At 67.3% G+C, this 12,408-nt stretch carries 9 protein-coding genes and 1 pseudogene; 5 read left to right on the forward strand and 5 right to left on the reverse strand.

Annotation, left to right across the window (positions count from 1 at the left end):
• A partial coding sequence (locus AB0C29_RS09025) for a DNA polymerase (protein ID WP_360817372.1) occupies positions 1-700 on the forward strand: 700 nt, incomplete at its 5' end.
• Position 701: 1 nt separating this feature from the next.
• Here the strand turns inward: AB0C29_RS09025 and AB0C29_RS09030 are convergent.
• Together AB0C29_RS09030 and metH are read right to left on the reverse strand one after the other, a co-directional pair.
• A complete protein-coding gene (locus AB0C29_RS09030) occupies positions 702-1,523 on the reverse strand; it encodes an aminoglycoside phosphotransferase family protein (RefSeq protein WP_360817375.1) in 822 nt (273 codons plus the stop codon).
• A 399-nt stretch (positions 1,524-1,922) separates the two neighbouring features.
• Positions 1,923-5,699 (reverse strand): methionine synthase, encoded by a 3,777-nt coding sequence (metH, locus tag AB0C29_RS09035; RefSeq protein WP_360817378.1) that lies wholly within the window; start codon positions 5,697-5,699, stop codon positions 1,923-1,925.
• A gap of 128 nt (positions 5,700-5,827) precedes the next feature.
• Between metH and AB0C29_RS09040 the strand changes: the two genes are divergently transcribed.
• The gene (locus AB0C29_RS09040) at positions 5,828-6,322 is read left to right on the forward strand and encodes a hypothetical protein (protein WP_360817381.1); all 495 of its coding nucleotides are present in this window, start codon (positions 5,828-5,830) and stop codon (positions 6,320-6,322) included.
• A gap of 211 nt (positions 6,323-6,533) precedes the next feature.
• Here the strand turns inward: AB0C29_RS09040 and AB0C29_RS09045 are convergent.
• Positions 6,534-7,270: pseudogene (locus tag AB0C29_RS09045) on the reverse strand (SDR family oxidoreductase).
• 155 nt (positions 7,271-7,425) lie between these two features.
• Between AB0C29_RS09045 and AB0C29_RS09050 the strand changes: the two are divergent.
• Together AB0C29_RS09050 and AB0C29_RS09055 are read left to right on the forward strand one after the other, a co-directional pair.
• Positions 7,426-7,866, forward strand: coding sequence for a VOC family protein (locus tag AB0C29_RS09050; protein ID WP_360817384.1), 441 nt, complete (start codon positions 7,426-7,428; stop codon positions 7,864-7,866).
• Between the two features lie 48 nt (positions 7,867-7,914).
• Positions 7,915-8,628 (forward strand): hypothetical protein, encoded by a 714-nt coding sequence (locus AB0C29_RS09055; RefSeq protein ID WP_360817387.1) that lies wholly within the window; start codon positions 7,915-7,917, stop codon positions 8,626-8,628.
• Between the two features lie 485 nt (positions 8,629-9,113).
• Here AB0C29_RS09055 and AB0C29_RS09060 read toward each other — a convergent pair whose 3' ends face one another.
• Positions 9,114-9,452 (reverse strand): hypothetical protein, encoded by a 339-nt coding sequence (locus AB0C29_RS09060; RefSeq protein ID WP_360817390.1) that lies wholly within the window; start codon positions 9,450-9,452, stop codon positions 9,114-9,116.
• A gap of 1,070 nt (positions 9,453-10,522) precedes the next feature.
• Between AB0C29_RS09060 and AB0C29_RS09065 the strand changes: the two genes are divergently transcribed.
• The gene (locus tag AB0C29_RS09065) at positions 10,523-11,251 is read left to right on the forward strand and encodes a lysozyme (protein ID WP_360817393.1); all 729 of its coding nucleotides are present in this window, start codon (positions 10,523-10,525) and stop codon (positions 11,249-11,251) included.
• A 317-nt stretch (positions 11,252-11,568) separates the two neighbouring features.
• Here AB0C29_RS09065 and AB0C29_RS09070 read toward each other — a convergent pair whose 3' ends face one another.
• On the reverse strand, positions 11,569-12,249 hold the full coding sequence (locus AB0C29_RS09070; protein ID WP_360817396.1) for a hypothetical protein: 681 nt from the start codon (positions 12,247-12,249) through the stop codon (positions 11,569-11,571).
• Between the last annotated feature and the right edge of the window lie 159 nt (positions 12,250-12,408).

Here is a 12,408-nt window from a genome sequence, read left to right on the forward strand (position 1 = left end):
CGCCGACCCCGGCTGGCGCTTCGTGGTGGCCGACGCGGGCCAGCTGGAGCCGCGCGTGCTGGCGGCGGTGTCCGGCGACTCCCGGCTGGCCCGCGCCGGCGCCGCCGGAGACCTCTACGCGGCGCTGGCCACCGACTCGTTCAACGGCGACCGGGCCAAGGCCAAGGTGGCCCTGCTGGGCGCGATGTACGGCCAGACCGGCGGCGCGGCGATCCCGGCCCTGGCGGTGCTGAGGCAGAGCTACCCCACGGCCTTCGACTATGTGGAGGCCGCAGCCCGCACGGGGGAGGCGGGCGGCCTGGTCCGCTCCTGGCTGGGCCGCACCTGCCCGCCGGCATCCACAGCCTGGCGCGAGGCGGGGCTGGAGCCGCCGGAGGAGTCAGGATCGGCGGAGCCGCAGGGCGGGGCGTCGGGCCGGGCCCGAGGCCGCTTCACCCGCAACTTCGTGATCCAGGCAACGGCGGCGGAATGGGCGCTGGTGCTGCTGGCGACGCTGCGGACGGCGTTGGAGGGGATGCGGGCGGAGCTGGTGCTGTTCGTGCACGACGAGGTCGGGGTGCACTGCCCGGTCGAGGAGACGGAGCAGGTCGCTGAGGCGGTGCGGGTGAGCGCGGCCAAGGCCGGAAAGCTGTTGTTCGGGGGCATCGAGGTGCGGTTCCCGCTGGATGTGTCGATCGTGGAGTGCTACGCGGACGCGTGACCTACCGAGCCGTCGCCTGCCGGAGGTCGCTCAGCCACTCGACGCCGAGCCGGTGGCCGTCGGGGAACTGGTCGTCGCGATCCCAGCGCCAAGCAGTGATCATCGCCAGCATGACGGCCCGGCAGTCACGGAGCAGGTCGTGATCGACGCCCGGGTAGAAGTCTGCGACCTCGTCGGGTGCGTGGGCCAGGTCGAATTCGACCGGTCCCCGGCAGCACGTCTCGAAGTCGATGAAGAGCGGGCCGATCGCGGTCGGGAGCAGGTTGCCCGGGTGCGGTTCGCCGTGCAGCAGCTGTTCGGGCCGGCCGCTGTCGCTGACCGCCCGGCGCAGGCGATCCAGCGTGCCGGCGAGAAAGGCGCGGTCCGCGTCGGTGAGCTTCGGCGTTCTTTCTGGGTCGGCCACGAGCGTCTGAGCTTCGGAGATCCGGTCCGTGAAATGTGGGGTGGGTAGGTCGACCCGGCGCATCCCGGCATGCAGACGTTCCAGCGCTTCGGCGTAGTCCGCGGGTGGGATCGCTTGAGTGGTCACCGGTTCGTAGTAAGTCCACAGGGTGACCACGAAGTCGTCCCGGGTGAAGACCTCGGGCGTTTCCAGCGCGGCCACCGGGCTGCCGAACTCGAACAGTCGCTGAGCGATGTCGAGCTCGAACTGGGCGGACTGGTGTGCTGCCGGTGCGACTCGGGCCAGCACGTCGCAGGGCTGGAGGCGCAGGGTGAGCTTGTTCGAGTCGTGCAGCACGACGGCGTTGTGGGCGGTCAGGCCGAGTGAGGAGGCGGTTGACAGGGCTGCCTGGGTTGCCCGGTGGGCCGCGTCCGCCTGCATCGGAGCACCGTAGCTCGGCGTTGCCGGAGCAGCAGCCGTATTTTGATCTCCCCGCGTCACCGCGCCCACGCACGTGTCGACGGCCGATCGGTGTGTCTAGCCTGCCACCTGGATCAACAGGGGGTAGCTGTGGGCGCGTCGCATTGGGACTACTGCGTCCCGTACCAATCTGATTTGCAGGCCGCGCTGGGCGCAGACCGAGGACGAGCTGTGGGCTGACGAAACCGTTCAAGAGTGCGGTACGCACTCGATCCTCGACGTGCAATGGGTGGTAGGTGTGCGGTACTGCACGACACTGCGGGGAAACCGAACGAGATCTACTTCTGGGGATTCTCCGGAGATTTGCCACCGTGCCCCGCATCGACGCTCAGGAGCAGGCCATCGGGTTGCTGCGGCTGGTCATTCGTTGTCCGAGCGGTAGCCGAGGTTGGGCGCCAGCCATTTCTCCGCTTCGGCGACGGTCCAGCCCTTGCGGCCGGCATAGTCCTCGGTCTGGTCGCGGCCGATCTGGCCGAGCACGAAGTACTGCGACTGCGGGTGGGAGAAGTACAGGCCGCTGACAGCAGCGCCCGGCCACATGGCCATGCTCTCGGTCAGCTCGATACCCGTGTTGGCCCGGACGTCGAGCAGTTGCCAGATCGTCTGCTTCTCCGTGTGCTCGGGGCAGGCCGGGTAGCCGGGAGCAGGTCGGATGCCGATGTACTTCTCCTTGATCAGCGCTTCCTTGTCGAGGTTCTCGTCGGGCTGGTACGCCCAGAATTCGGTGCGGACGCGTTCGTGCAGCCGCTCGGCGAAGGCCTCGGCCAAACGGTCGGCCAGCGACTCCAGCAGGATGGCGCTGTAGTCGTCCATCGCGGCCTTGAATTCGGCGATCTTGTCGCCGATGCCGAGACCGGCGGTCACCGCGAACGCGCCGACATAGTCGGGTAGGCCGGTGTCGCGGGGCGCGACGAAGTCGGCGAGGGATCGGTGTGGCACTCCGGCCCGGTGTTCGGTCTGTTGCCGCAGCTGATGCAAGGTGCTGAGCACCGCGGTGCGGTCCTCGCCGGTGTACAGCTCGATGTCGTCGCCGACCGCGTTGGCGGGGAACAACCCGATGACACCGGCCGCGGTGATCCACTTCTCGGCGATGAGCCGGTCGAGCATCGTCTGCGCGTCGTCGTACAGTCGGCGGGCGGCTTCCCCCGTGGCCGGATTGTTGAGGATGTCGGGGAACCGGCCCTTCATCTCCCACGCGTTGAAGAACGGCTGCCAGTCGATGTACTCGCGCAGTTCGCTGAGCGGGTAGTCGGGGAACGTCTTGACGAACTGGTGTGCCGCCGGTGCCGGCCGGCCGTCCTGATGGACCCGCGGCGACTGCGCGGCGATCAGCCGGGGCCGCGGCGGGCGGTAGCCGGTCCAGTCGATCGGGGTGTGGTTGTCCCGAGCTGCCGAGATCGGCAGCATCACCTTCGTGTCGTTGCGGGCGGCGTAGCGTTCGCGCAGGGACTGGTAGTCGGTGGCGACCTCGGCAAGCAGAGCGGGACGCTGCTCGTCGGACAGCAGCGCGGCGACGACCGGAACCGAACGCGAGGCGTCCTTCACCCAGATGACCGGCCCGTGGTATTTCTGGTCGACCTTGACCGCGGTGTGCGCCCGCGAGGTCGTGGCGCCGCCGAGGAGCAGGGGAATCTGCAGTCCGCGGCGCTCCATCTCGGCCGCGAAGCCGACCATCTCCTCCAGCGAGGGGGTGATCAGCCCGGACAGCCCGATGACGTCGGCACTGTGCTCCTCAGCCGCGGCGAGGATCTTCTCGGCGGGAACCATGACGCCGAGGTCGATGACCTCGTAGTTGTTGCACTGCAGCACGACGCCCACGATGTTCTTGCCGATGTCGTGCACGTCGCCCTTGACGGTTGCCATGATGACGACACCGTTGCTTCGCCGGGCGTCTCCTGGCTTCTTGGTCGCCTCGATGAACGGGATCAGGTAGGCGACCGCCTTCTTCATCACCCGCGCCGACTTGACCACCTGGGGCAGGAACATCTTCCCGGCGCCGAACAGGTCACCGACGACGTTCATCCCGGCCATCAAGGGGCCCTCGATGACTTCGATGGGCTGGCCGCCGCGGCCCTCGATGAGCGCCCGGAGTTCCTCGGTGTCGGCCTCCACGTGATCGTCGATGCCTTTGACCAATGCGTGGGTGATGCGTTCTCCGACGGGCAGTGAACGCCAGGCGTCGTTGACCGCCTCGGCCTTGCGGCCGTCACCGGCGAACTCGGTAGCGATCTCCAGCAGTCGTTCACCGGCGTCGCGACGGCGGTTGAGGATCACGTCCTCGATGCCCTCGCGCAGTACCGGATCGACCTGGTCGTAGACGGTCAGAGCGCCGGCGTTCACGATGCCCATGTCCATGCCGGCGCCGATGGCGTGGTAGAGGAAGACGGCGTGGATGGCCTCCCGGACGGCGTTGTTGCCGCGGAACGAGAAGGAGACGTTGGACACGCCGCCGGACACCAGGGCGCCGGGCAGGTTCTGCTTGATCCAGCGCGTGCCTTCGATGAAATCGACGCCGTAGTTGGCGTGCTCCTCGATGCCGGTCGCGACCGCGAAGATGTTCGGGTCGAAGATGATGTCTTCGGCCGGGAAGCCGATCTCGTCGACGAGGATCCGGTAGGCCCGCTCGCAGATCTGCTGGCGGCGCTCGAGATTGTCGGCCTGGCCGTCTTCGTCGAAGGCCATCACGACGACGGCGGCGCCGTACTTGCGGCACAGCCGGGCCTGGGCCCGGAACTTGTCCTCGCCCTCCTTCAGCGAGATCGAGTTCACGATCGGCTTGCCCTGCACACAGCGCAGGCCGGCCTCGATGACCTCGAACTTCGAAGAGTCGATCATCAACGGGACGCGGCTGATGTCGGGCTCGCTCGCGATCAGCTTGACGAAGCGGTCCATCGCGGCGAGGCCGTCGATCATGCCCTCGTCCATGTTGATGTCGATGACCTGGGCGCCGTTCTCGACCTGCTGACGGGCGACCGACAGCGCGGCCGGGTAGTCGCCGTCGCGGATCAGATTGCGGAACTTCGCCGAGCCGGTGATGTTGGTCCGCTCGCCGACGTTGACGAACAGCGAATCGGCAGTGATGTTGAGCGGCTCCAGGCCGGACAGCCGGCAGGCCGGTTCGGAGCTGGCCGGCACCCGCGGGGCGAGGCCCTCGACGGCTGCGGCCATCGCCGCGATGTGGTCCGGGGTGGTGCCGCAGCAGCCGCCGAGCACGTTGAGCAGGCCGCTGTCCGCGAACTCCCGCACGATCCCGGCGGTCTGCCCCGGCATCTCGTCGTACTCGCCGAACTGGTTGGGCAGACCCGCGTTCGGATAGCAGGAAACGAAGCAGTCGGCCAGGCGCGACACCTCGGCCAGGTAGGGCCGCATCTCCTGCGCGCCGAGGGCGCAGTTGAGCCCGATCAGCAGAGGCCGCGCGTGCCGTACCGAATTCCAGAACGCCTCGGTGACCTGACCGGACAGGGTACGGCCGGAAGCATCGGTGATGGTGCCCGAGATCATCACCGGCCAACGGCGCTCACGCTGCTCGAAGAGCGTCTCCAGCGCGAAGATCGCCGCCTTGGCGTTCAGCGTGTCGAAAATCGTCTCGACCATGAGGATGTCGGCGCCGCCGTCGACCAGGCCGTTGGCCTGCTCCAGGTACGCCTCGACCAGCTCGGTGTACGTGACGTTGCGCGCGCCCGGGTCGTTGACATCCGGCGAGATCGACGCGGTCCGGTTCGTCGGGCCCAACGCACCCACCACGAACCGCGGCCGGGCCGGGTCGGCCGCGGTCGCCGCGTCGCACTCAGCCCGGGCCAGCCGGGCCGCCTCGAGGTTGAGCTCGTACGCGATGTCCTGCATGCCGTAGTCGGCGAGCGAGATCCGCTGGGCGTTGAAGGTATTGGTCTCGATCAGATCCGCTCCGGCCCGCAGGTAATCGCGGTGGATCTCCCGGATCGCCTCGGGGTGGGTCAGCGACAGCAGGTCGTTGTTACCCCGCAGGTCGCTCGGCCACTCGGCGAACCGCTCGCCCCGAAAGTCCTGTTCAGCGAAAGCATGCCGCTGGATCATCGTGCCCATCGCGCCGTCGAGGACGAGGATCCGAGACCGCAGAAGCTCGGTGAGTTGTGCCGTGGCATCTGGGCGCAAGAGCATCAGAAGATGCTCTCACCCTGGACGTCGGGCCGCCAATCAGGTTGCGGAGACGTCAGCGAAACCACAGTCGCGCTCATCACTACGATGTCGCCGAGCGGCCGCCCGACCCTCGCATCAGCAGGAGGAACATGATGTTCGTCGTCTTCGTGACCGGCGTACGCAGTTCCGGCAAATCCACCCTTGCGCGGTACTTGGCGCTCCACGGGCATGACGCGGTCAGTCTCGACGACGACACGGCCTGGACGGCCGGCACGTCACGCCACTGGGATCCGGACCGCCTCGATGCCCTCATCAGCACCGCCCGCGATCGGGGCGTACAAACCCTGTGGCTGGTCGGACACGCCGACAACGCCCCGGACCTCAGCGCCCGGTTCGACGTGTGCGCCCTGCTGGACATCGATCAGACAACGGTGGTCCATCGCGTGGGTCAACGTCGCGGCGACAACCACTTCGGCGACTCCGGCGCGGCCCTGCAGAAGGCCCTCGAAAGCCACACCTCCTTCCTGGCGCAATGGCGCCGCCGCGGAGCCGTCACCGTCGACGCCACCGCGCCGGTACAGGCCGTGGCCCAGCAACTCCTGACAGCGGTCGCCGCGACCGTGCTGACCCGCGAGCCGCATTAGCGCACAAGGTCGTCGAAGACATCGTCCGCCGACATCACACCCGTCCTGCGCCGGTGACGCTTGGTGATCGGTCTCCGGGCTGCCCGACATGCCGAACGGTCGATAAGAGTGCGCCTGGTCTTTTGTCTGGCCGCGGTTCGCGGAGACGACAAATATCCGACTGTGCGCGGCGTTCGGTGGGGTAGCGCAGACTCCGCCGGCCAGCCGTGGATCATGGCGCTAGGTGTTGCGGCGGTTGGCCGGGGCGAAGCACGACGACGTGACCTGAGAGTTCGTCGTTGCGGATGAGGTCGATGACTGCGTCGGTAAGCACCGGCAGCGGTATGGGCGCCGCTTTGGCCGCGCGTTCGTCGGCGGTCAGCGCTGCCAGCTCAGCCTCCGCCCGGGCGGTGCCTACCCAATCGGGTACGACGCAGGTGATGCGCACGTTGTCGGATGCAAGTCCAGCCATCGCGGTGGTGAAACGGATGAGCCCCGCCTTCGCCACGCCGTACTCCGGCCATTCGTACGGCTGGTGATCCAGGCCGGCGGTCGACGCGACGTTGACCACGACGCCACCATGTGCCCGGAGTGCGGGCAGAGCCAACTGCGTAGCGAGCATCGGGGTGCGCAGGTTGAGGTCCAGGACTGCAGACCATTGCGCCACCTGCGCATCGGGATAGCGGGCCGTGGGCTGTCCGCCGCCGGCGTTGTTCACCAGGATCTGCAGACCACCGAACCGCTGGACTGCGCGTCCACGAGCCGCCCGACCTCGCCGTCGCTACGCAGGTCGGCGTTCACCAAGATTGCCTCACCGCCGGCGGAGCCAATCATGCTCAGCGTCTGAGCGCAGCTGCTGATGTCGGCAAGGACGAGCCGCGCCCCGAGTTCGGCAAGCCGGCACGCGATCGCCTGCCCGATCCCCACCGCCGCACCGGTAACCACCGCGACAGCGCCATCGATCTCCATGGACGGTCACTTTGGCACAAGCCTCCGACACTTCGGCCGGGATCATCCGGCACCGCATGACCAGACCTGCCAGCCATCGCAAGATCACGTGTACGGATTTGCCGCCGAGATCGCGCGGCGACGAGGACGGTGCTCCCCATGCGTACGCTGCCGGGATGCAGATCGACCTGGTTGCCGTGATCGTCGATGAGTACGACCCGGCCATCGACTTCTTCACCGGCATCCTTGGGTTCGATCTTGTCGAGGACTCTCCGGCGCTCACCAATGACGGGCGCCCCAAGCGCTGGGTGATCGTTCGCCCTCCCGGCGCACAGACAGGCATCCTCCTTGCTCGCGCAGACGGAAAGCGCCAAACCGCAGCGGTTGGTGACCAGGCAGCCGGTCGAGTCGGGTTCTTTCTCCGCGTCGATGACTTCGACGCCGCATATCAGAGGATGACCATGGCGGGCGTCACGTTCGTCCGGGAGCCGCGCACTGAACCGTACGGGCGGGTCGCAGTTTTTCTCGACATCGCCGGTAACCGGTGGGATCTCCTTGGACCTCTCCAAGTGTGCGCCGCCCACCGAGAGCGGTCACGCGGCGAGCGGGCTGCGTAGCTCGGGCTACCGCCGTGCCTTGAGGTTGTCGTGGCGTAGCGTGACTTCGTGAGCGCCGTACGTGTATTTGAGACCAAGGAGTACCGGCCGGAGTACGGGCTGCTTCTGCTGGTCGACAACTGCGTGGCGTGGGATGCCGCCGAGGACCCGGTGGTGCCGCATCACCGTGATCGTGGAGACACCCCCACGGGTACGTTCGCGGGATCAGGTGCCGGCTGGCTAGCCGCCCAGGCGGACGATCTAGCCCCTCACGCGATACGCCTTGAGCTGCATGACGGTCCTTCTCCGGAGGACCGGACAGCCTTCGACGACGTGCTGGAGACGCCGTTCCGTTCCAGCTCAGGCGGGTTGACGTTGGCCACCCTGACGAGCGGGTACGGCGCAGCCCACTTCAACCTGGGTGACGCCGAATGGTTCAGAACACGGGTGGCCCGGTGGCGAGCCGATATCGAAGGTCAGCGCGGGTATCGCTGGCTGATCTCTTTCTGGCCGGTCGCCATGGTGGAACCTCCCGTCCGGCTCGCCCGTCGTCGCGAAGCGACCGAGCTTGAGCCCATCAACGTGGCCCGTGACGTCGAATCGGTGCTGAGGTGGACGCCTGAGCTGCCTGTCCGCACCACGATGACATCACTGGCGCAACGGTTACTTCTCGGTGAGACGGCACTGCGTGACGGCCTGGCGTCCGCAGCGGACAAGGGCCTGCTGCACGTCGATGACAGAGCAGAACTGCGGCTGTGGCTCGGCCGGCGAACAACATCCTGACCGGTTCTCGGTGGCCTGGTTCGCCCAGCGCAGCGCCAGCGAGGACGTGGCAACGTCCAGGGTCGCAGTGCGAACTGATACCCCGGACGCCGCGTGTTCCTTGATGTCCGCCTACGAGTCGTGGGCTTCGACCCGTCTCCTTGCGGTCACGGGTTCTCAGCCGATCAGCTCGACGTCCAGCGCCTCCCTGTGATCGTCTTGTGGTCCGCGATCCGGGACCTTGGCGGGTGGGCCGCTCGGCCCCACCTAGTCCTGCGCAGCCGGGCGTGGGCGGTCAGCTGCCTTGATGCGCCCCGTTGCAGCCTTTCCCGCCTTCGTTCCAAGCAGCTTTCTCGATGTCTCCGCATACCAGATGGGGCGACGGCGCGGGGTAGGGATCCCGGCCCGCTGCATGGTGACGCCGATTTGCCGATACGACAGGCCTTGGTGGCGCAGCAACGCCACTCGCTCCACCACCTCGATCGGGCAGACCCGCTTCCGGCCCATCACAGACCTCCGCCGTTTTCGTCGCCGCCAGCGCTGTCGCTTCGCTGGCCAGCCGAGCCGCCGCCCGGACCGCCACCTCGGTTACTCCAGGCCTTGATCGCCTCTTTGAACAGATCGAGGACCTGCTGGATGATGTTGTTCGCTCTCTTGGCCTGCGTCCCGTTGCCATGCACCGCAGGCCACAAGAGCAACAGCACGATGAGCAGAAGAACGCCGACGATGCCAGCGCCGACCCACACCAACGAGGTCTGGTAGCCGGCTGCGGACGGGATCTGGGGGGCGTCCGACACGCCCGGGTCGGTCTGGAACAGGATAAAGATCAAGTTCAGGATGAGCATGGCGCTTTCCAAGGTCTTCAGGGGGCGCGCATGCACCCCTGCACTCAGCGACGGAGATTGATCCGGAGTGCAGGAGAGTCCTGACACTCCGCCGAACCGCTCTTTGCGCCGGAGTGCAGGGTCGAGTCATCGCACCCCGGCGCATCTCAGGCGTCGGAGTGCAGGACAAGAATCAGCGCACTCCGACGAGAGGCCCAACGGAGTGCAGGCCAGGTCCGCGTACCTGTCGCGCGGACCGAGCCGGAGCATCGACGCTGACAAACAGAGACCGGTAGCCGGGCTCGCGGCGCAAGACCGCCACCCACGCTGCCAGCACTTGTGCCGCAAGCCGCCTTGGGGTCGCGCGCTTCTGGCGATTTCGTGACGTCAGCCGGGATTTGGTGATCGCGCACCGAATCCGCAGGGCTACCGGCAGCCGACCGAGACCGATGGCGGTCAACACCGCGTACAACAGTCCCAGGATCCAGACCGGAAGGCTCTCCCAGAACGGCCGCTCGTCGCCAGCGTCCAGCATGTTAAAGAGGATAGGCGTCTCGCGTGGTGTCAACCAAACGTCGCCGTTCACCCGTACGAATGACCTCAGATTTTCGATACCTGATGCCGTCGGCCGCCCGCGGCCGAGCGTGTGACGGGACAGGATTGCGGAACTGTGAGGTGGTGACCTTCAGCCGCACTCGACTCGTCACCAGTACATCCACGCGACTTGCTTGGCGGCTCCTGGGCTCAGCGACAGTCGTCACCGGACTTCAACGATGGCTGTCGCCGCCATCGACCGCTCCGACAGTGCCGTCGCGTCCCCCTACGGTGCCCGACCGCCGCCACAGTCTGTAACGGCTGAGGCTACGCATAAAGCCGGACATCGCTGAGTATGGCGCTAGTTAGCCGATGCGCGGATGCCCCGCTGGATGATCGTCGATAGAACCTGCATAAGGATGACCGAAATTCGAGCGTCACATTGGCACGCTGATCGACCCTGATCGGGGGTCACTCGCGGACTGTCGCGTTTTTGCTTTTCGCTAATCCATAGTTGCGGCTGCAATGAGTGCACACCCAGTGTGGAGGTTGATTCCGTGACGCCCCGATCTCGACTCGCCAGCGTCCTCGCCGCCCTATGCATCGCGGTGAGCCTGACCGTGGCGGCACCGGCCCGCGCCGCCACGGTCACCTACGGCCAGGATGTCGCCAGCCACCAAGGCAATGTGAACTGGCGAGCGCAGTGGAACGCCGGCTCCAGGTTCGCTTACGTCAAGGCCACCGAGGGCGGCTCCTACGTAAATCCCTACTTTGCGCAGCAGTACAACGGCTCGTACAACGTCGGCATGATCCGCGGGGCGTACCACTTCGCTCTTCCGAACCGATCGAGCGGCTCTGCGCAGGCCGACTTCTTCGTTGGGCGCGGCGGCGGCTGGTCAGCCGACGGCAAGACGCTGCCCGGTGCGCTCGACATCGAGTACAACCCATACGCCGGCTCGAACACCTGCTACGGGCTGAACGCTACCGATATGCGCAACTGGATCGCCGCGTTCCTGAACCGCTACCACGCCCGTACCGGCCGATGGGCGGTCATCTACACCACGACGGACTGGTGGCAGAGGTGCACTGGCAACTACCCGGGCTTCTGGGCGAAGTCGCCGCTGTGGCTGGCCCGGTACGCGAGCGCTCCCGGCGCTCTGCCGGCTGGGGCACCGACATGGTCCTTCTGGCAGTACTCGAGCCGCGGCCCCTTCGCCGGGGACTCCAACCAATGGCACGGTGCCCTCGACCGGCTTCGTGTCCTGGCCTGCAACGGTGGCTGCTGAGTTCCTCAACCGATCGCCCGGGGTTACCCGCGACGCGAAGTTGAAGCCAACAATACTGGGCGAGCGTTCGGGATCCGGACGCCCGCCATCGCGGGGCGTGACGGCCATAGGTAGCTTTCGGTGAACGCGAGCTGGCCCGACCCAGATTTAAAATAGGGTCTTCAAGCACAAGTGCGCCACATATTGGTCCGGGCGGAAGCACCCAAGAAAGTCCAAAGATTTATTGCATTGTTCTGCCGCCGATCGTGCGCGCCGACAACCTCCGCAGCTCGGGGCCTGGCGCGGACAAGTTGATCTACGGTCGGGAGGATGTCGCGTCAGGAGAGGCGGAGGCGCAGGTAGGAGCGGTCGTCGAAGCTGGTCTGGCCGGCCATGACCCCCTTGGTCTCGCGCAGCGGGCCGACGCAGTGCGGGTCCTCGGCCAGCAGCTCGGCCAGCCGCGCCTCGGTCTCCGCCAGCGTCGGCAGGATCACCGGATAACCGTCGCTGGCCAGCACCAGCTCCTCCACGTGCCCAGGAACGTCGTGCACGACGATGAGCGAGGGCGGCACCGGTCGGCCGTCGATCGCCGCGAAGCCGTAGGGGCCGATGGTGTTGCGCAGGGCGCCCTGGCGGGAGATCAGCGCCCGGGCCGCAGCCCGGCCCGGATCGCTGACGGCGGGATCCAGCCCTCCGATGGCGCTCTCGGCCGCGATCACCGCCGCCCGGAATTCGGCGGCGATCTGGTCGAGCGGCTTACGCGGCCGCCCCACCCCAGCCGGCATTCCGGCGTACGAGAAGCCCACATCCCCGATCTGCCACACCTGCCGGCGCCGCCGCGAGTAGATGGTCACCGACGCGCTCGGATGCAGGTGCGCCGGCAGCTCGGGGTCGATCCGCTCGGCGAGCGTCGAGGTCAGACGGAGAGTGGCCGACTCCACGTCGGCGTCCTCGGGGAGGGTGGTGATGGCCGAGACGCAGGCCGCCATCGCCCAGCGGCCGCCGCTGACGGCCGTCATGCCGTACCCCTGGCCGGTTATGTCTGTGGCGCCGTCCACGATCGCTGCGTGACCCTCCGTCACGATGACGGCGTCCTCGCAGAGCTGGGGGGGGGGCCCCCGGCCCGCCCCCCAACAATTAGAAGCCCCCCCCCCCCCCCCCCCCCCCCGCCCCCCAGG

This window comes from Actinoplanes sp. NPDC048791 (assembly GCF_040650095.1).
Taxonomy (GTDB): Bacteria; Actinomycetota; Actinomycetes; order Mycobacteriales; family Micromonosporaceae; genus Actinoplanes.